Annotated in this window: 18 protein-coding genes, 1 other RNA gene and 1 other annotated feature; of the genes, 3 read left to right on the plus strand and 16 right to left on the minus strand. The window is 42.9% G+C overall.

Annotation, left to right across the window (positions count from 1 at the left end):
* Positions 1–8: 8 nt before the first annotated feature.
* The 4 genes from ssrS to NSS80_RS13430 all read right to left on the minus strand — a co-directional run bounded on the left by ssrS (position 9) and on the right by NSS80_RS13430 (position 3879).
* A non-coding RNA gene (gene ssrS / locus NSS80_RS13415) (6S RNA) lies at positions 9–189 on the minus strand.
* Between the two features lie 76 nt (positions 190–265).
* Positions 266–2044 (minus strand): aspartate--tRNA ligase, encoded by a 1779-nt coding sequence (gene aspS / locus NSS80_RS13420; protein WP_139142201.1) that lies wholly within the window; start codon positions 2042–2044, stop codon positions 266–268.
* A gap of 18 nt (positions 2045–2062) precedes the next feature.
* Positions 2063–3337 (minus strand): histidine--tRNA ligase, encoded by a 1275-nt coding sequence (gene hisS / locus NSS80_RS13425; protein ID WP_041115117.1) that lies wholly within the window; start codon positions 3335–3337, stop codon positions 2063–2065.
* Between the two features lie 73 nt (positions 3338–3410).
* Positions 3411–3650, minus strand: a binding site (T-box leader).
* A gap of 58 nt (positions 3651–3708) precedes the next feature.
* Complete coding sequence (locus NSS80_RS13430; RefSeq protein ID WP_003216250.1) at positions 3709–3879, minus strand: YrzK family protein; 171 nt, start codon at positions 3877–3879, stop codon at positions 3709–3711.
* Between the two features lie 137 nt (positions 3880–4016).
* Here NSS80_RS13430 and NSS80_RS13435 point away from each other — a divergent pair, with 137 nt between their 5' ends.
* Positions 4017–5597, plus strand: coding sequence for an SH3 domain-containing protein (locus NSS80_RS13435; RefSeq protein ID WP_317221907.1), 1581 nt, complete (start codon positions 4017–4019; stop codon positions 5595–5597).
* A gap of 97 nt (positions 5598–5694) precedes the next feature.
* Here NSS80_RS13435 and dtd read toward each other — a convergent pair whose 3' ends face one another.
* The 8 genes from dtd to NSS80_RS13475 form a co-directional block, all read right to left on the minus strand.
* Positions 5695–6138, minus strand: a complete 444-nt coding sequence (dtd, locus tag NSS80_RS13440) for a D-aminoacyl-tRNA deacylase (RefSeq protein WP_317221906.1) — start codon at positions 6136–6138, stop codon at positions 5695–5697.
* A gap of 18 nt (positions 6139–6156) precedes the next feature.
* Positions 6157–8367, minus strand: coding sequence for a bifunctional (p)ppGpp synthetase/guanosine-3',5'-bis(diphosphate) 3'-pyrophosphohydrolase (locus tag NSS80_RS13445; RefSeq protein ID WP_034279902.1), 2211 nt, complete (start codon positions 8365–8367; stop codon positions 6157–6159).
* 141 nt (positions 8368–8508) lie between these two features.
* Complete coding sequence (locus NSS80_RS13450; protein ID WP_034279900.1) at positions 8509–9021, minus strand: adenine phosphoribosyltransferase; 513 nt, start codon at positions 9019–9021, stop codon at positions 8509–8511.
* A gap of 23 nt (positions 9022–9044) precedes the next feature.
* Positions 9045–11369: a single-stranded-DNA-specific exonuclease RecJ gene (gene recJ, locus NSS80_RS13455; protein WP_217008788.1), complete on the minus strand. Its 2325-nt coding sequence runs from the start codon at positions 11367–11369 to the stop codon at positions 9045–9047.
* Positions 11370–11450: 81 nt separating this feature from the next.
* On the minus strand, positions 11451–11801 hold the full coding sequence (locus NSS80_RS13460) for a lipopolysaccharide assembly protein LapA domain-containing protein (protein WP_034279896.1): 351 nt from the start codon (positions 11799–11801) through the stop codon (positions 11451–11453).
* Between the two features lie 101 nt (positions 11802–11902).
* Positions 11903–12391, minus strand: a complete 489-nt coding sequence (locus tag NSS80_RS13465; protein ID WP_034279894.1) for a cation:proton antiporter regulatory subunit — start codon at positions 12389–12391, stop codon at positions 11903–11905.
* A gap of 170 nt (positions 12392–12561) precedes the next feature.
* The gene (gene secDF / locus NSS80_RS13470; RefSeq protein WP_034279892.1) at positions 12562–14790 is read right to left on the minus strand and encodes a protein translocase subunit SecDF; all 2229 of its coding nucleotides are present in this window, start codon (positions 14788–14790) and stop codon (positions 12562–12564) included.
* A 41-nt stretch (positions 14791–14831) separates the two neighbouring features.
* Positions 14832–15128: a post-transcriptional regulator gene (locus tag NSS80_RS13475; RefSeq protein ID WP_003216788.1), complete on the minus strand. Its 297-nt coding sequence runs from the start codon at positions 15126–15128 to the stop codon at positions 14832–14834.
* Between the two features lie 116 nt (positions 15129–15244).
* Between NSS80_RS13475 and spoVB the strand changes: the two genes are divergently transcribed.
* Positions 15245–16795 carry a stage V sporulation protein B gene (gene spoVB / locus NSS80_RS13480; RefSeq protein ID WP_046311918.1) on the plus strand — a complete coding sequence of 517 codons (1551 nt, stop codon included), beginning with the start codon at positions 15245–15247 and terminating at the stop codon, positions 16793–16795.
* Between the two features lies 1 nt (position 16796).
* Here spoVB and NSS80_RS13485 read toward each other — a convergent pair whose 3' ends face one another.
* On the minus strand, positions 16797–17459 hold the full coding sequence (locus NSS80_RS13485; RefSeq protein ID WP_034279889.1) for a DUF421 domain-containing protein: 663 nt from the start codon (positions 17457–17459) through the stop codon (positions 16797–16799).
* A gap of 152 nt (positions 17460–17611) precedes the next feature.
* On the opposite strand from NSS80_RS13485, the gene NSS80_RS13490 reads away from it, so the two are divergent.
* Positions 17612–17989, plus strand: coding sequence for a TIGR04086 family membrane protein (locus tag NSS80_RS13490; protein ID WP_034279887.1), 378 nt, complete (start codon positions 17612–17614; stop codon positions 17987–17989).
* A gap of 49 nt (positions 17990–18038) precedes the next feature.
* Here the strand turns inward: NSS80_RS13490 and yajC are convergent, their stop codons facing one another.
* Genes yajC through queA form a run of 3 tightly spaced genes read right to left on the minus strand, consistent with a single transcriptional unit; the run spans position 18039 to position 20558 of the window.
* Complete coding sequence (yajC, locus tag NSS80_RS13495) at positions 18039–18305, minus strand: preprotein translocase subunit YajC (protein WP_008360993.1); 267 nt, start codon at positions 18303–18305, stop codon at positions 18039–18041.
* Positions 18306–18352: 47 nt separating this feature from the next.
* Positions 18353–19498, minus strand: a complete 1146-nt coding sequence (gene tgt, locus NSS80_RS13500) for a tRNA guanosine(34) transglycosylase Tgt (protein ID WP_024423141.1) — start codon at positions 19496–19498, stop codon at positions 18353–18355.
* A gap of 31 nt (positions 19499–19529) precedes the next feature.
* Complete coding sequence (gene queA, locus NSS80_RS13505) at positions 19530–20558, minus strand: tRNA preQ1(34) S-adenosylmethionine ribosyltransferase-isomerase QueA (RefSeq protein ID WP_034279883.1); 1029 nt, start codon at positions 20556–20558, stop codon at positions 19530–19532.
* Positions 20559–20573 lie beyond the last annotated feature (15 nt).

The following is a 20573-nucleotide window of genomic DNA, read 5'->3' on the forward strand; positions in this document are numbered from 1 at the left end:
AAACACAAAAAAGTCCCGATGACGCCGCCAGCATTTCCTTCGTTTTGAACCCCGCACCATGCAGGTGGGTGCTTTCTTCCTGACTTTATAAGTCCTCTAAAGAGGCATTTATGCAGAAAGGAAAGGCAAGCTCCCGTATAAAAAAATGTTCGGTCAAAACTAGGTAACCACCGTACGTATCAGGACTTTATTTATTATTGATGAAAGCATATCATAGGCATATTTCTTTTTCAAGCGTTTACATACCTATAAACATGCGTCTATTTTACTGTTTTACTTTTGTTTTAATCGCTAAACTCAGCTCATCAAGCTGCGCCTCGCTTACATGGCCAGGGGCATCTGTAAGAACGCAGCTCGCACTTGCCGTTTTTGGGAATGCAATCGTATCTCTTAAGTTAGAGCGGCCTGCAAGCAGCATCACTAAACGGTCAAGACCCAGCGCGATTCCGCCATGCGGAGGAACACCATGCTCAAACGCATCCAGCAGGAAGCCAAATTGTTCGTAAGCTTCTTCTTTTGAAAAACCAAGTAAGCCAAACATCTTTTCTTGAATGTCCTTTTCGAAAATACGAATAGAACCTCCGCCAAGCTCGTAGCCATTCAGCACAAGATCGTAAGCCTGTGCCTTCATGTCTTCCGGGCTTGTTTCAATTAATTCAAGATCCTCGCGAACTGGCATTGTGAATGGATGATGGGCAGCATAGAAGCGGCCTTCTTCTTCATCTTTTTCAAGCAGCGGCCAATCGACAACCCATAAGAAATTGAATACAGACTCATCGATCAGTCCAAGCTCTTTACCAAGTTTTAAGCGAAGTGCACCAAGCGCATCATGGACAACAGACGTCTTATCTGCAACAAAAAGTAAAAGGTCGCCTTCTTCAACTTGCAGCTGTTCTTTTAATTCAGCTTGCTTTGCTTCATCAAAGAATTTAGCGATCGGCCCTTTTAATTCAGTCCCTTCTGCTTTTAGCCAAGCTAGACCTTTTGCACCGTAGTTCGCTGCAAATGCACCAAGTGCATCAATGTCTTTTCTTGAGTAGTTCGCTGCAGCCCCTTTGACATTGATGGCTTTCACAGACCCACCATTTTTCACAGCTCCGCTAAACACTTTGAAATCGGAGTCTTTTACCGTGTCTGAAATGTTCACTAGCTTCATCTCAAAGCGTGTATCCGGCTTATCAGATCCATAAGAATTCATCGCTTCATCGTATGTCATACGAGGTAATGGCAATGTAAGGTCTACTCCTTTGACATCTTTCATCACCTTCGCCATCATCTCTTCAGCAAGCGTCATGATATCCTCTTGACTCATAAAGGACATTTCAATATCGACTTGTGTAAATTCCGGCTGACGGTCAGCACGCAAGTCTTCATCTCTAAAACAGCGGGCAATTTGATAATAACGGTCCATCCCAGAAACCATCAGCAATTGTTTAAATAATTGCGGAGACTGAGGCAGTGCATAAAATTCTCCCTCGTGTACACGACTTGGAACAAGATAGTCACGCGCACCTTCTGGAGTACTTTTCGTTAAAATTGGTGTTTCAATGTCTAGAAAGCCGTTGTCGTCTAAGAAATGGCGGAATGCTTTTGTGACTTCATGTCGCATTTTCATTGTTTCAAACATTGCAGGGCGGCGAAGATCCAGGTAACGATATTTTAAACGAACATCTTCTGATACCTCATCTGCTTGATCTGAAATCACAAAAGGAGGAGTCTTCGCTTCATTTAAAACGGTGACCGTTTCGACTTGAATTTCAATTTTGCCCGTTTTTAAATTTGGATTGATCGTTGCTTCTTCTCTTGCAACAACCGTTCCTTTAATATCAAGGACATATTCATTACGAATTGATTCTGCTGTCTCAAGCGCCTCTTTTGATAAGTCTGGATTGAAGACAACTTGTACAATCCCTGTACGGTCGCGCAAATCAATAAAGATTAATCCGCCTAGGTCACGCCTTTTTTGAACCCATCCTTTTAATACAACTGACTGACCGATTTGGTTTTCTGTTACTTCTCCACAATAAAAAGTTCTACCAAACACAAACATTCCACTCCTTCTTTACGCTTTCTGGTGGGCCTTCAACATTTGAATCAGCTCATCAAGCTTCACTTCAATTTGTTCACCCGTTGTCGTATCTTTCACATTCACAATTTGCTGCGCAAGCTCATCTTCACCAAGAACTGCAATAAATTTGGCTTTTAATCGATCAGCCGCTTTAAATTGTCCTTTTAGTTTCTTCCCTGTATAGTCCATTTCACTTGAGATACCTTCTTTTCTCAGACGGTTTAATAATGAAACAGAATAATCCTTCGCTTCATCTCCGAGAGCAGCAATGTATAGATCAATACCATCTTGCAGAGGAAGCTCAATTCCTTCAGCATCGATCGCAGATAAGAAACGCTCAATACTCATCGCAAATCCGATCCCTGGTGATTCAGGACCGCCAATTCCTTCAACGAGCCCATCATAACGGCCGCCGCCGGCTAATGTTGTAATCGCACCAAAGCCTTCTGCATTACTCATGATCTCAAATGCTGTGTGATTGTAGTAATCAAGACCGCGTACTAAATTTGGATCAACGACATACTCAATGCCTATATCCGATAAGTATTGTTTAACCTTTTCAAAATAAGTCCGCGATTCTTCATTTAAGAAATCTTGAATGGATGGAGCTGTTGCCATCAATTCATGATCACGATCCTTTTTACAATCAAGAATACGAAGCGGATTTTGATGTAAACGCGTTTGACAGTCGTGACAGAATTCCTCAATTCTTGGTTCAAAGTGCTTGACCAGTGCTGTGCGGTAGTCTGCACGGCTCTCTTTGTCACCAAGGCTGTTAATGACGAGCTTTAAGTTAGAAAGACCTGCTTTCTCATACACACTCATCGCAAGCGAAATGACCTCAGCATCAATGGCAGGATCTTTGGAACCAATCGCTTCTATCCCAAATTGATAAAATTGACGATATCTTCCTGTTTGCGGACGTTCATAGCGGAACATTGGTCCGATGTAATACAGCTTTGTTGGCTGAGCAGGCTGTGCAAACAATTTATTTTCAACATAAGAACGGACGGTTGAAGCTGTTCCCTCTGGACGAAGTGTGATGCTGCGTCCTTTTTTATCTTCAAATGTGTACATCTCTTTTTGAACGATATCAGTTGATTCGCCTACTCCCCGTGCAAACAGCTCAGTATGCTCAAAAATCGGTGTGCGGATTTCTTTGTATTGAAAGGCTGCACATGTATCTCTCGCAATTTGTTCAACATACTGCCAGCGTTCTGACTCTCCAGGTAAAATATCCTGTGTGCCTCTTGGAATATTAAAACTCATTTTTCGTCCTCCTACGACCATCATTCATTTTTTATGTGGACATATAAAAAACCCCCGCCTCTACTATGTGTATAGTAGGGACGAGAGTTATACCCGTGGTGCCACCCTAGTTGGAACATGATCCAGCCATGTTCCCGCTCAAATCCTTAACGCAGATTCACGTTCTCCGCCTATTGACTCATTTTTAGAGCGTTCAGCAGGAAACCTACAGAGTGTTCTTTCGTGATAAATGCCATGCGGATTCGCTTTCAGCCTAAGGCGATTCCTCTCTGCTCACGCAATTTACCCTACTATTCTCTATCATCAGTTCCACATTTTAAATTTTCAAGTGTGTTGATTTATATTATAATAAGGTCGGTGCTGCCACTCTGTCAACCCTTGCCGTGCCTCTTTTTCTTTTCCAGCTCTTCTTTTGACGTACATCCGTATTCAGATGCGGTCTCTTCAAGGAAGCCTGGCTGATCCATTTCGTCGTGCTGCCAGCGGTCGATATCACGATGTCCATTATATTGCACTCGTCCTAATTTTCTGCTTAATCTCATGTTTGTACATCCTTTTATCACATTTTTATTTAGTATAAACAGATTGATTCATTTTTATTAGCGAAACTGCAAGGAATTCATCCACTACATAACGAATTAACATTCATCGGTTTTACAAGGGAGGGGAAAACACCGTTTTGAATCTGAAAAAACACAATCAAATGATGATGCTGCTTACTTGTTTTGTTCTCATCGCGAGTTCTTTGCCTATGACACATGCTACAGCACAAACAGATCAAGCTGTGGTCGCAACTGATGAAATCAATGTGAGGACGGGCCCTGGTTTAAGCTATGGAATCGCAGCTGTTGTAAAACGCGGCGAAAGTTATCCCATTCTCACTGAACAAGGAGAATGGGTGCAGATCCAATTATCAAACGGACAAAAAGGCTGGGTCGTCTCATGGCTGATTACCACATCATCCGGCGCTCAAAAATCCGCGAAGCCAAAGGCGCAAGGTCAAAGCACGGCTGGAGGCAGTACAATTACATCAACAGCTTCCGACCTTCGCATCCGGACAGGCCCTGGGACTTCCTATCAAGTGATTGGTACTTTCCCGCAAGGTGCTACCGCTAAAAAGCTCGAGACAAGCGGCGAATGGACGAAAATTTCGTATAAACAAGCAAAAGGCTGGGTTCACTCTGATTATGTTTCAGGGGGGCAGAAAACTTCTCAATCAAGCTCCGGCGAGTCCTCTCGCTCTAACCAGACAGGCACAGTTGGCGTATCGAGCTTGAATGTAAGGCAATCGGCCGCACCAAATGCACAAGTCGTCGCTTCACTTGCCCGCAACACACAGATCACCATTTTGCGAGAGCAGAACGGCTGGTATGAAATTGAGGGGAAAGGCGTAAAAGGCTGGGTTGCAAGCTATTACATTGTCACAGGCAAAGGAGCAGGCTCTGCACCTGAAAAGAGTTCATCCTCTTCGGCTTCTGAACAAAAAGCGTACATTGTCTATGATGGCACCAATATTCGAAAAAGCGCTTCTACCTCTGCTGGGATTGCAGAAAGAGCAACAAAAGGAGCTGCCTATCAAATTGTTCGCACGCAAGGTGACTGGTACGAGGTGACACTATCAAACGGCGGAACTGGCTATGTGGCGAGCTGGGTCGTTCAAACGAAGAAAAATAGCAGCGACGCGCCAAGACCTCAGCACGATTCATCGTCTGGAACTGGTTCTTTAAAAGGGAAAACGATTGTTCTTGATCCTGGTCATGGCGGAAAAGACAGCGGCACAATTGGCGCAGACGGTGCTTTTGAAAAGAACATCACCATCAAAACCGCCAATTTACTGGCAGGCAAATTAAGGGCTTCTGGTGCAAATGTATATTTAACAAGAAGTGATGATACCTTTATCAGCCTTCAATCAAGGGTGGCAACATCTCATTACCGAAATGCAGATGCATTTATTAGTCTTCATTATGATAGTTTTATGGATCAAAGTGTTAGAGGAAGTACAGCGTATTATTATCAAGCAGCAAAAGATCAGCAATTAGCGTCAAGCGTTCATTCAGAAGTCGCAAAACGCTCTCAAATCCCTGATAAGGGTGTCAAATTCGGAGATTACTTTGTTTTAAGAGAAAACAAACGCCCTTCCCTTTTATATGAACTCGGGTATTTAAGCAATCCTCAGGAGGAAGCGATCATTTATAGCGCCTCTTACCAAGAACGAGTCACAGAAGGAATGACTGAAGGATTAAAACAATATTTCCGTTAAAAAGAAAGAGGCCGCTGCGCCTCTTTTTTGTTTATCCGCAAAAGAAAAAGACTCTAAACAAACTCCCGCACGAGTTCATCTACAGTCTAAAGAGAATCTATTCTTTGCTGTCTATCAAGATCGTGACTGGTCCTGAATTGGTCAATGTCACGTCCATCATCGCACCAAAACGGCCAGTTTCGACATGGATGCCTTTTTCTCTAAGGGTTTTATTGAAACATTCATAAAGCGAGTTGGCTGCATCCGGCTTGGCGGCTTTCATAAAATTCGGCCGTCTGCCCTTTCTCGTATCACCATATAGGGTAAATTGTGATACAGACAGAACGCTTCCTTTTATGTCCAATAATGAACGATTCATTTTCCCATTTTCATCTTCAAAAATACGTAAATGTGCAAGCTTTTCAGCTAAGTAAAGTACATCTTCTTCTGTATCTTCGTGTGTGACACCAACAAGCACCATATATCCTTCGTTGATGGCACCTGTGATCTCTTCTTCTACCTTCACAGATGCATTTGTCACACGCTGCACAACAAGCCTCATAGACGATATACTTCCTTTCTAATTCATGAATCGGCGAACAGAGTAAATGTCTTTGATTTGTTTAATGCGTTCGACCACTTTGTGCAAGTGATTAATATTTTGGATAAAGATCGCCATATGGATCGTCGCCACTTTGTTACGATCAGACTTCCCAGAAACAGAGGAGATGTTCGTTTTGGTTTCGTTGACTGCTTGAAGCACCTCATTGAGTAAGCCGCGTCTATCATATCCTAATATTTCAATTTCCACATTGTATTCTTTACGGTTTTGAGCAGGCTGCTCATGCTCCCACTCGACGGGAATTAACCGCTCCTGCGCTTCTCCTGTCTTCACGTTCGGACAGTCGTCGCGGTGAACAGATACGCCTCGGCCCTTCGTAATAAAACCGACAATGCTATCGCCAGGAACAGGATTACAGCACTTAGATAAGCGGACAAGCAGGTTATCAATTCCTTTGACCCTTACGCCAGCTTCCCGTTTTTTCCCGTGATACGTCTTTGGCTCCACCGTCACTTCTTGAACGGTTTTCTCTTGCTCTTCTTGATCTCTTTGTTTTCTTTCTTTTTCCGTTAAACGATTGGCGACCTGCAGTGCAGTAATGCCGTTATATCCGACTGCTGCATACATGTCCTCTTCGTTTGAAAAATTAAATTTGTCAGCCACTTTTTGCAGGTTTTCAGCGGTCAGAATGTCTTTGACATCAAACTCAAGGTTTTTGATCTCTTTCTCCACGAGCTCTCGGCCTTTTTCGACATTTTCTTCACGGCGCTGTTTTTTGAAAAACTGTCTGATCTTGTGCTTCGCTTGGGAGGTTTGGGCAAGCTTGACCCAATCCTGACTTGGCCCGTAGCTGTGCTTTGATGTCAGAATTTCAATAATGTCACCTGTTTTTAGTTTGTGATCGAGTGTGACCATCTTGCCATTGACCTTGGCACCGATCGTTTTATTCCCAATTTCCGAGTGAATCCGGTAAGAGAAATCAATTGGAACTGAGCCCGACGGCAGTTCAATGACGTCTCCTTTTGGAGTAAACACAAACACCATATCAGAGAAAAGATCAATCTTTAACGACTCCATAAATTCTTCTGCATCTGTGGATTCGTTTTGAAATTCAAGAATTTCTCTAAACCAAGAGAGCTTCTTCTGGAAGACCGCTTCTTCCGTTGATTCTGCTGACTCTTTACCTTCTTTGTATGCCCAGTGTGCCGCAATCCCGTATTCTGCGATTTCATGCATTTCCACTGTACGGATCTGAACTTCAAGCGGATCGCCTTTTGGTCCAATCACCGTTGTATGAAGAGACTGGTACATGTTCGGCTTTGGCATCGCGATATAATCCTTAAACCTGCCTGGCATCGGCTTCCAGCATGTATGGATAATCCCGAGCACAGCATAACAGTCTTTAATGCTGTCAACCAAAATACGAACGGCAAGCAGATCATAAATTTCATTAAACTGCTTATTTTGCAAGACCATTTTGCGATAAATACTATAAATATGTTTTGGTCTGCCGGAAAATTCAGCCTTGATGTTCACCTCAGACACGCGGTCTTTCACTTCATTGACGACCTCGTCCAAGTATTCCTCACGTTCCGCTCGTTTGCGCTTCATCAGATTCACAATCCGGTAATATTGCTGCGGATTTAAATAGCGGAGTGCTGTATCTTCAAGCTCCCACTTAATCTTTGAAATCCCTAATCTGTGCGCAAGCGGTGCAAAGATTTCAAGTGTTTCATTTGAAATTCTCCGCTGCTTTTCCTGCGGAAGATGCTTGAGCGTTCTCATATTATGAAGACGGTCTGCCAGCTTAATCAAGATCACGCGGATATCCTGCGCCATTGCAACAAACATTTTCCGATGGTTTTCGGCCTGCTGTTCTTCTTGTGATTTATATTTAATCTTCCCGAGCTTTGTGACACCATCAACAAGCATTGCTACTTCCTCGTTAAAATGCTCTTTTAAATCCTGTAATGTCACATCTGTATCCTCAACTACATCGTGCAGGAAACCGCCTGCAATGGTTGATGGGTCCATTTCAAGATCAACAAGAATGCCCGCCACTTGAATTGGATGGATAATATAGGGCTCACCAGATTTCCGGTATTGCTCCTTGTGTGCATTTTCAGCATATTCATATGCTCGCTCTATAAATTGAATATGTTCAGCGGACAGGTATTCTCTTGCTTTGTCAATGACCTGCTGCGCCGTTAAAACTTGTTCGTTCGCCATGGAATCACCTTTTTAAATGAAAACTGTATTGTAGTTTATTATCAAGAAAAATTCGATAGATGTAAAGAGAAGAAGTCCGCTAAAAGATTTTTGATAGGAAAAAAGCACCCTTCTTACTGAGTGCTTTTTACGAAAACTCCATTAGTATTGCATTAACGTCATGATGTCGTAGCCGTCAAGCTTCTTTCTGCCGTCCAGATACGTCAGTTCAATCAAAAATGCAATCCCTGCCACAACGCCGCCTAATTCCTCTACAAGCTTAATGGACGCTTCAATTGTTCCACCAGTCGCAAGTAAGTCATCTGTAATCAGGACACGCTGACCAGGACGAATCGCATCTTTATGAATCGTTAATACATCTTTACCATATTCCAAGCCGTAATCGACTTTAACGACTTCACGAGGAAGCTTTCCTTCTTTACGAACCGGTGCAAAACCTACACCAAGTGCGTATGCTACAGGGCAGCCAATAATGAATCCACGCGCTTCAGGTCCAACAATGAGATCAATGTCTCTTTCCTTCGCGTAATCAACGATTTGATCCGTTGCATAACGGTACACTTCGCCTTTATCCATTAACGTTGTAATATCTTTAAATTGTACACCTTCCTTTGGGTAGTCAGGTACAACTGTCACATATTGTTTTAAATCCATCTTTTCCTTTTCCTCCTCGTACGTCAAAGCACAGGTGAGACTTCGCTCATCATGCTATTCAGCCATTCCTTCAGCTCTTTAGCTGAGGAATATGTTAGTGTTTGATCGAGTTCCATCAATCGTTGTTTTGCTGTATAGGATGCTGATGCCGTTAAATCTTTTTTAGGGGCATCAAGTACTATTGACAGCACACCATTCTCTATTTTAACAAAACCGAGTTCAAAAAACACCTTTGTCATAAAAATGATTGTATCTTTTGTCCAGCCTCTATGTTTGGCAAGGTCCATTCCTTGTTCTTTGATAGGAAAACTTCCCCGTTTAAACAAGAACCCATAAAACCATTTGAATTGGTCACGGCTTGGGAAAGAGGACATAAAATGATCTTCTTTTCTTTGAAAAACCGTATAAATTCTGGCAGGCTTTTGATTTTCTAAAAGCTGCTTCAGCAATTGCTCATCTGCGGGAACATCCGCAAAGACCACATATTTGCCCTGTACATCAAACGTTGATACATTTTCTGCATGAACATGATGAATGGGGATATCGACGTCCTGTTTTGTTGCTTCATCAAAACAGACAACCAAAGATTTTTCTGAATCAAGTGTCGAGACTTTCTTCTCCCAATCCTTTTTCCCGCGCAGATCAAACAGCTGCCATTCATCAACTCGTGCATCTTTTAGCATCAGCTGGGGCTTCTTCCGGTTATTCCATTCATTGACGGACATTTCTCCAATCACGGAAATGCGGCTTCCTGGAACAATTTCTTCTTTTAATTTCCCTTGGTGAAAACCGACACAGTCAAGCAGCTTGTCTTCGTCTTTCAGAGACATTTTAATATGGTTGTGATTTGCCCCAATCGTTCGGATATCTTCAAGCTTCGCATCTTCAATCATAATGAACGGTTTTGGGTTTGACATACCGAATGGTGACAGCATCCCCGCTTCCTCAATCGCTTCAACCGTCAATTCGTCTACCTTGCACACGGCATCGACCCGCTGTATTGGAATAAAATCTTCTTCCGTCAATGTTTCATTTGCATATTGATTTAATCTTTCCCTTAGTAAAGCGACATCATCCGCTCGAAGTGTCATCCCTGCTGCCATCGGGTGCCCCCCGAAATGCGGCAGGATGTCGCGGCATTTGCTTAGATGGAAAAACAGATCGAAGCCAGGAATACTCCGGGCTGATCCTTTTGCCATTTGCGTCTCTTCATCTATTCCAAGCACAATCGCCGGACGAGAAAAAGTATCCGTCAATTTAGAGGCAACAATTCCGACAACGCCCGGATTCCAGCCAGCTTTCGCTACAACGATCGCAGACTGGTCATCAGGCGTTTCTTCCACCATTTGAATGGCTTCTTCTGTGATCGTACTGACAATCTTTTGACGTTCTTTATTCAGTTCCTGTACAAAACGAGCGAGCTCTTCTGCTTCATCCTTATCCTCAGTCATCAGAAGATGAACGGCAGGATCTGCCTGTTCAATTCGTCCTACAGCATTTAGCCTTGGCGCAATTTGAAAGCCGACCGTTTCCTCATTGGCTTCTTCTAGAGTGGCTCCCGCTTCTTTCAATAACGCTTTCAGCCCCGGTCTATTCGACTGCCGAAGCTGCACAAGGCCTTTTTTGGCGAGCCACCTATTCTCATCATGAAGCGGTACAAGATCCGCAATTGTCCCGATTGCTGCAAGATCTAACAGCTGAACTGGCAGCTTCCCAAGAAGTGCATGCGCCACTTTAAACGCGACACCTACACCAGCAAGTTCTTTAAAGGGATACTCACAGCCAGGCTGCTTAGGATGGACAATAGCAAGTGCCTCAGGCAGCTCCTCACTTGGTTCATGGTGATCTGTAATGATTAGGTCTAACCCTATTTCTTTTGCAATACGTGCTTCATTTACAGCAGCAATGCCTGTATCGACCGTGATGACAAGCGATGCTCCTTGCTCCTTGATATATCGAAATGCCTGTTCATTAGGCCCATAGCCTTCTTTAAATCGATCTGGAATATAAAAGTCTACTATCGCAGACCGCTCTTTTAATGTATGTAAAAGTACAGACGTACTTGTCACACCATCTGCATCATAGTCTCCGAAGATCACAATCGATTCCTGCTCTTCGATCGCTTTGTTGATGCGCTCTACTGCTTCTTTCATTCCTTTTAATAGAAATGGATCATGAAATTCGGCTTTTTGATCAAATAAAAAAGACCTCGCCTCTTCTACTTCTTCAAGTCCTCTTTTTACGAGAAGCGATGCAGTCAGCGCTGAAATATTCAGATTTTCAGAGAGTGATTTCACTTTTTCTTCGCTTGGATGTTCATATTCCCAGCGCATTTTGGATAATAACATAAATTCACCCCTCAACCACACTATTATACTAGAGTGGCCTGAGGGGTTTCAATTTTTATTTTATGAAATTGTGCTGGAAGATTATTTTTCCTTCCGGTCAAATGATGCTGGCTGTTCTTTTAAAGGCGTGACATGAGATTTCTTTTGAAGATCTCTGTCTGCCTTTTTCGTCGCCGCAGCAGGTGCAGCGGCTGCACGCTCAGCTTTTAATGCTTTTAGTTCACGTTTCAGTTTCACAATTTGGAAGATCCCTGCAAATGCCACAATCAGCCCGCCCATTAAAACTGAACCGATAATGACAAGGATCAGCGGCCATTCAGCCGTTCCAAATAAGTAGTGTACCTCGACAGGCCGTACATTAATCACGGCAAATACTGAGACAATTAATACGAAAATAAATGCGAGTATGATGGTCCATTGTTGTTTGTTCATCTACATATCCCCCAAGCTTTTTCTTTTATTCTTCCCTTTTCGCTGCCTTTTTTAAACACCGAAAGAAAGCAGTGGAAGAAAACCTATCAGCATGGGCATCATCAGCTGCTGAGTTTTTCTTTAATCAGATTCTTTAATTCTTTTCTTTCTCCAGAAATGACAAGGGTATCCCCTTCTTCGATGATGGTATCTGGTCCTGGATTTAAAATCTTCTCATGTGATTTTCTCACAATGGCGATGACTGTTACTTGATAGTTTTGGCGAACATTGAGGTCACCGATGCTTCTTTGAACAGCTGGTGCATTCTTTTCAATTTTAAACCATTCAATCACCAGTTCATCAATGGCTACCTCTACGGTTTCAAGCGCTTTCGGCTTATAGACCATGCCGCCTAAAATAGCCGCAATTTGTCTTGCTTCTTCATCGTTTAGCAGGATGCCAGAAATCGTTTCTTCATGGTCGTCCTCATGAAAATGATACATTTCTCTTCTGCCGTCATCATGTGTAATGATGGCAAGCTTCTCATTATTTCTTGTGATCATTTCGGCTTTATGACCGATACCTGGCAGTTCAGTTTCCCGAACCTTCATAACAGCCCCTCCAATGAATAAAGCCAAATGCCTAAACAGACACTTGCTTTCTATACTGGTCTAAACGTAAGTCATTATAGCAAAAGACCATTTTAAGATCAATGAAACCCGAAATGTTTTTTCCGAAAAAACAGATAGAAAAAGACTGCCAAAAAGGCAGTCTTTCTAGATTAAATATCTTGATCTGTATCAATCTTAGCTGGTTTTTTCAGCTCACGGCCTTTCCACATCAGCCAAATTTGTGCCGCGATATAAAGGGATGAGTACACCCCTGTTAATAAGCCGACAAGTAAGGCGATGGAGAAGTTTGTAATCGACGCTGATCCGAAGATAAGCAGTGCGACAACAACGACAAGTACAGTCAGCACCGTGTTGACAGATCGCGTAAAGGTTTGCTGTAAGCTTAAGTTCACAATGTACGATAGATCTTCAATGGTTTTCGGTTTACGTTTCTTCATTTGCTCACGAACCCTGTCGAAGGTAACGATCGTGTCGTTGATCGAGTACCCAATGACCGTGAGGATCGCGGCAATGAAGGTGACATCCACCTCTAAGCGCGTGATACTAAAGAAGGCGACAATAAAGAATGCATCGTACAGCAGTGAGATAATCGCCGCAATCGCCATCTTATACTCAAAACGGACGGATACATATAAAATGATCCCAATGGAAGCAATGATGACGGCATATAGCGCATTACGGGCAAGTTCTTTTCCGACAGTCGGTGATACTGTACTTACATTCGGCTCAGTGCCGTATTTATCTTTGAAGTAATCCTTCACTTCAGCGATTTTTTCTTTGTTCGGCACCCCGACAAATCGAGCAGCTGCCTGATTTTCTTTTTGCCCCGACAGCACAACACTGTCTGCTTCAAGACCAAGCTTTTTAAAGTCTTGCTCTACTTGTGCAGTTGTCAGCTTGTGATCGCTTTGAACATCAATTCTCGTTCCACTAGCAAAGTCAATACCAGCATTGAGCTTGAAGATCGAAAGGACGATGATTCCCGCAATAGTAACAGCTATGGAGAAAATCATAAAGCCTTTACGTTTGCTGACGAAATCCCATTTATCAAATGGCGTTTTCGGTTCGGTATTTTCTGTTGTTTCGTGGATACTCATGATGTCTTTTTTGCGGACACCAAACCAGCCTTTTTTGCGGTCGAGCGCACGGCTTTCTACAAGCAGTCCAAGAAGGAATCTTGATAGGAATACAGCCGTGATAAAGCTTGTTAAAATCGAGAGGATGAGCATTGTTGCAAATCCTTTTACAGAGCTTGTCCCGAAGAAGAACAGCACTCCGCCGGCAATAATACTTGTTAAGTTTGCATCAAAGATGGTCGCAAATGATCTGCGGTTCCCTGACCTGAAAGCAGAACGGACAGATTTGCCGAGCTTCAGCTCTTCTTTGATCCGCTCATAAGTAATAATGTTGGCATCAACAGCCATCCCTACCCCTAGAATAAGTGCGGCAATTCCAGGCAGTGTCATGACCGCGCCCATCCAGTCAAACACTTGCAGCGTAATGTAGATATAGGCTGAGAGTGTGATGACAGCTATAAGACCAGGTAATCGGTAATAAAGCAGCATGAATAAGAAGATAAATGCGATTCCTACAATTCCTGCGAACACTGTTTCGTTCAGTGCTTGTTCACCAAACTGTGCACTCACAGATGTGGAATATTTTTCTGTTAATTTTACTGGCAATGCCCCGGCATTTAAAATACTTGCGAGGTCTTTTGCCTCTTGGACAGTAAATTTCCCTTCAATTTGTACGTCACTGCTGTTAATCTCTTGATTCACATTTGGTGCAGATACATACTTGTGGTTTGATTTTGAGACTTCTTTTTTGAAGGAATCTCCTTTGTGATAATCAAGCCAAATGACAAGCTGGTTATTCGGCGCCATCGCCGCTACTTTTCTTGTGACGTCACCAAATTTTTTCGCATCCTTTAGTTTAACCGTCACAATTGGCTCATTCGTTTGACTGAATGTTTGTTTTGCACTGTTTTCGACTAGGTCAGCCCCGTTAAGAAGTTCTTTATCATTCGTATCTCTGAAGGATAGCTGTGCTTCAGTGGAAAGAATCTCCCTAGCTCTGTTTTGATCTTTTACCCCTGCAAGCTGCACACGGATACGATTATTGCCTTCAATCGAGATGTTCGGCTCACTTACACCTAGCACATTGGCTCTTCGGTTTAAAGCCTCCACTGTACTAACGAGAACACTATTTGTGATCTTGTCCTCTTTTTTCACTGGATGTACATCATACAGGACTTCAAATCCACCCTGCAAATCCAGCCCTAGCGTCATATCTTTCGCAACAGGCTTTGTCAGTAAGCCCACGCCAGTTCCGATTAACAGAACCACTAAGAAAAACGCAAGAATGCGCCCTTTTTTCATTATGTATTTCCTCCTTAAACACCTGAATCCATTAAGATGGCTTATTTCAACAGTTCATCAAGCATATTCTTGCCATCTTCACTGTCCAAAAAAGCAGACGTTTTAAACGACTGAACGGTTGCATAGTTCATAAATTCGCCTATTTTCACAGATAAAATATCTGCAACCATTTCATGAATCGGATACTCTTGTTTTTTCTTCCACTTCTTATTCTCTAAGTATGACCATAATTCCTCTAAATCTACATCTTTATAGCCCAAAACGATGAATTCTTCAAGCTTACTGAACAGAAAAGGCTTTAAATGGTCTTTGTATATAGCAGCTGGGTGTTGTGTCATTGCGTAGCTCCCCCTTTTCAGTTTTTTATCGAGAGACTTGTCATGCTTGGACGATATACACGCATATCTTATTGTATATGATTCTATGTCGTTTGAGAAGGCAGGTGATCTGTGATTTGACGAAGCAAACGTTTTTAAAGGGGACCATTATTTTAATTTTAGCAGGTTTTATCACGAGAATATTGGGTTTTGTCAATCGAATTGTCATTGCGAGGTTCATTGGCGAAGAAGGGGTCGGGCTTTATATGATGGCTGCACCTACCTTTTTTCTCGCCGTGACGCTCACACAATTCGGACTGCCTGTCGCCATTAGTAAGCTTGTCGCAGAAGCAGAAGCCCGGGGTGACAAACAGAAAACAAAACGTATTCTGGTCATGTCCCTTGCGATAACAGGAACACTCAGCCTGATATTCACGCCGCTCTTTTTATGGTTTGCGCCCATCATGGCAGAAAATATGCTAACTGATCCTAGAACGGTCTATCCACTGCTTGCCATTACACCCGTCGTTCCAGTCATCGCCATTTCCAGTGTGTTAAGAGGCTATTTCCAGGGCAGACAGCAGATGAGCCCGCTTGCGATGTCTCAAGTTCTGGAGCAGGTCGCAAGAATTTCACTAGTGGCAGTATGTACAACGGCTTTCCTTCCTTACGGGATTGAATATGCGGCAGCAGGTGCGATGATTTCATCTGTGATTGGAGAGATGATTTCACTTGCTTACTTACTGATCGCCTTCCGCTATAAAAAGACGATTCGTATTCGAAAACGATTTTTTAAGGCGATTCATGACGGGAAGGACACGTTTAAACAGCTGATGAGCATTGCCCTGCCAACAACAGGCAGCCGTTTTATCGGGAATATTTCGTGGTTTTTAGAGCCGATTGTTGTCGCGCAAAGTCTTGCCATTGCTGGTTATGCAGCTGTAGAGGCGACAAGGCAGTACGGGGAGTTGACTGGTCTTGCCCTGACCCTTTTGACACTGCCTAGTTTTATTACGTATTCACTCTCCACTGCATTAGTTCCGGCGATCAGTGAAGGAATGGAGCAGAACAAACGTAAAACGGTCGAATACCGGCTGAAGCAGGCGATGCGCCTTTGTTTACTCAGCGGAGGCATTTCATGTATTATTCTTTTCGTTTACGCAGAAGATTTAACACTCTTTATGTATGGTTCATCGCACGCGGCCATTTATGTGAAATTCATGGCGCCATTTTTCCTTCTTTATTATTTTCAAGGGCCCCTTCAAGCCGTGCTTCAAGCACTCAATTTAGCTGGTGCGGCGATGACCAACAGCCTGATAGGTGCAATTGTGAAAACAGGGATGATTTTTGTCCTTGCTTCCCAGCCTGGCTTTGGCATTATGGGCGCAGCACTTGCGATCTTAATCGGCATCATCCTTGTCACGCTGCTCCATGCGGCAACTGTCGGAAAGGTGCTGCCTATTCATTTACCATTAAAGGAATATGGACTATGCGTCCTTGTGATTATCGGTACAGGGGCTGTCAGCCTCTGGCTGAAATCTCAAGTAGACGGACTCTTTTCTGCTCCTATTGAACTTGTGACGCTCATTTTTGTTACGTGCACGCTCTATGTCATTCTATTAATCTGCCTAGGGCTAGTGAAACGAGAAGAGCTGCGCCGCATCCCGTTCATTGGGAAGCTGTTTTAGCTCATCTCTTTTTGATCACTTCATCTTTCAAATCAATATAAAATGTTTTTTGATTAAAGCTGCAGTAAGAGATTTGATCGATATCATGATAGCCTCTTTTAGCAAGCTCATCTTTCAGCCACTGTTCATTTTGATTGATTTGCTTAAGGTGGTCATGCTGCACGACACCGTCCGCAACAAGTGGAAGCTCAAGCGCTGCATGTTTGCGCTTGTTTTCTTTTTCGACAACGGCGAGCTTTCCAGACGGCTCTAAAATGGCGTAAGAGACATCCTGAATGCTGTCGATGTTATTTTCTCTTAATTGAATGAGAAGGTCATCAAAATTGTATCGCTGTTTTCTCATTGCACCCTCGTCTATTTTCCCATTGATGATGAGCAGGGCCGGTTTGCCGTCAAGAAAGCGCCGGACGCCTTGGAATTTCAATGAGAGGTAAGCAAGTGTGATTTGAATGAAGGTTAACAGCAGGATTGGCCATACCGTATGTAACATGTGATCCTCTACTTCTTCTATGGCGAGAACCGCAATTTCTGCGATCATCATAAAAATGACTAGATCTAAAATGCTCAGCTCGCCAATTTCCCTTTTGCCCATTAAGCGAAATATAAACCAAATAAGAAAATATAAAATGATGGTTCTCATGGAAATGATCAAGATATCCTGCATGTGATGTAAACCCTCCTTCTCCAACATAGCTTGTGTCAAAACACTTTATTTATGTAGAAAAGAAACGTCTGAAACATGTCTATTTTTTCTTCACTGTGAATACATTTTAGTAAAAGACAAGCTTCGTTCAATTGGAGAGGAGACGAATCTACATGCAGGAAACGAAACATATTGGAAAAGGCATTTTATCCGGCTTAATTGCCATTTTTGTCGTGATGGTTGTCACAAGTTTACTTGTGTCGCTCATGCTTACATTCACAAGTATGCAGGAAACATCATTTAAATGGATGATTATGATTTTGTCCTTTGCTGCCCTTTTATTAGGAGGCATCATTTCTGGAGGGAAAGCAAAGGAGCGTGGCTGGCTGATTGGTGCGGTCACGTCTATCATTTTTTCCCTCACTGTATTTCTATTTCAATATTTGGGATTTGGAAAAACGTTTTCACCAGAGCAGTTTATCTATCATGGAGCATTTTTAGGCATTTGTATGCTGGGGGGAATGATTGGCGTCAATCTTCGAGGCAAATAAAAAAAGAGCGGTTATATCGCTCTTTTTTTTATGGCTATGTATCAGAGGATTAGCCTTTGTCAGCTAATTCTCTAATAGCACGACGATCGAAAGTTAAACGGTTGTTTTCGCTTGTTTTGATGACCACTTTTGATTCATCAATTGAGTCGATTTCACCGTGTAAACCACCGATTGTGACGATTTTATCGCCTTTTGATAAAGATTGCTGCATCTGACGCACAGCTTTCTGTTGCTTTTGCTGTGGACGGATTAACAAGAAGTAAAGCACAGCAAACATGACAACAATCATAATGATTGAACCCATACCACCATCCATTCTATTTCACCCCTTTCTAAAGCATTGTAAAGCCTTTCGTTTATGCGTTAAAAGTTTTTCGCATTCGGTTTGTTAAAGCCGTAACGCTCAAAAAACTCTTCTTTAAAATCACCTAAACGATCCTCACGGATAGCTTCTCTCACTTGCTCCATTAATTTTAACAGAAAATGAAGATTATGATAAGTTGTTAATCGAATTCCGAACGTTTCATTTGTTCTGATGAGATGTCTAATATAGGCACGTGTATAGTTTTTACATGTATAGCAGTCACAGTTTTCATCGATTGGTCTAAAGTCACGCTCATATTTTGCATTTTTCACAACAAGACGGCCTTCACTTGTCATCAAGGTGCCGTTTCTTGCAATTCGCGTCGGCAGTACGCAGTCAAACATATCTACACCGCGAATGGCGCCGTCTATTAAGGAGTCTGGTGAGCCGACACCCATTAGGTACCTCGGCTTGTCTGCCGGTAAAAATGGTGTTGTGAACTCTAGTACACGATTCATCACATCTTTTGGTTCCCCTACAGATAAGCCTCCGATGGCGTAACCTGGGAAATCAAGTGAAACAAGGTCTTTTGCACTTTGTTTTCGAAGCTCTTCGTATTCTCCGCCTTGGACAATCCCAAACAGCCCTTGATCCTCAGGACGCTGGTGCGCTGTTAGACAGCGCTCTGCCCATCTGCTTGTCCGCTCCACAGAACGTTTCATATAATCGTACTCTGCAGGATACGGCGGGCATTCATCAAATGCCATCATAATATCAGAGCCAAGTGCATTTTGGATGTCCATTGCTTTTTCAGGAGATAGGAACAGCTTGTCTCCGTTTAAATGATTACGGAAGTGAACGCCTTCTTCTTCAATTTTTCTAAATTCACTCAATGAAAAAACTTGGAATCCGCCTGAATCTGTTAGGATTGCTCGATCCCAGTTCATAAATTTGTGCAGACCGCCTGCTTCCTTTACGATATCGTGACCTGGACGGAGCCATAGGTGGTACGTATTGCTTAAGATGATGCCTGCATCCATAGCCTTTAATTCTTCAGGCGCCATTGTTTTGACTGTAGCCAGTGTACCTACTGGCATAAATACAGGTGTTTCAAAGGAGCCGTGCGGTGTATGAACGCGGCCAAGACGTGCACCTGTCTGTTTACATGATTTAATGAACTCATAACGTATCGGTAATTGCGACAAAAATGAGCCCTCCTGTCTTTGTTGTATGATGTTATTGAATCAGCATGGCATCGCCAAAGCTGAAGAATCGGTATTCCTCTTTAACAGCCTCATTGTACGCTTTAAGTACGTGCTCTCGTCCAGCTAATGCGCTGACAAGCATAATTAACGAGGATTTTGGCAGATGGAAATTCGTGATCATGCCGTCAATTGCCTTGAATGTGTAGCCAGGGTAAATAAAGATCGACGTCCAGCCGCTTGAGGCTTTGAACTCACCATCATGTGCACTTGCAATGGTTTCAAGCGTTCTTGTTGACGTTGTGCCGACTGAAATAATCCGCCCGCCTTCCTTGCGAATGCGGTTAAGCTCATCAGCTGTTTCTTCATTCATTTCATAAAACTCTGCGTGCATTTCGTGTTCTTCAATACGTTCTGCACTTACCGGACGAAATGTGCCAAGCCCTACGTGCAGCGTAATGAAAGCAATGTGTACACCTTTCGCTTTCAGCGCATCCAGCAGCTCGGTTGTAAAGTGGAGACCGGCAGTTGGCGCAGCAGCGGAGCCAACCTCTTTTGAATAAACGGTTTGATAGCGTTCACGGTCGTCAAGCTGCTCTTTAATATATGGAGGCAGCGGCATTTCACCAAGGGATTCAAGCACTTCATAAAAAATGCCTGTATATTGAAACTCGACTTTTCTTCCGCCATGTTCCATTTCCTCTGTGCATACTGCTTTGAGCCGTCCATCACCAAACGTGATAACCGTCCCTTTTTTCACCCGTTTGGCTGGTTTGACAAGTGTTTCCCAGTTGTCTCCCTCTTCTTGTTTCAATAGAAGCAGCTCTACTTTGGCACCTGTATCCTCTTTCATACCAAACAGACGTGCAGGCAGAACGCGCGTATTGTTTAGAACGAGACAATCACCCTTTTGAAAATAATTGATGATTTGTGAGAATGTATCATGTGTAATCGCACCCGTTTGTTTGTTTAAGACCATCAGTCTTGATGCATCTCTTTTTTCAAGCGGCACTTGTGCAATCAATCTTTCTGGTAAATCAAAATCAAATAGTTCTAGCTTCATTTCCTTCACCTATTC

The sequence above is a fragment of the Bacillus sp. FSL M8-0350 genome (assembly GCF_038593345.1).
Taxonomy (GTDB): Bacteria; Bacillota; Bacilli; order Bacillales; family Bacillaceae; genus Bacillus; species Bacillus safensis.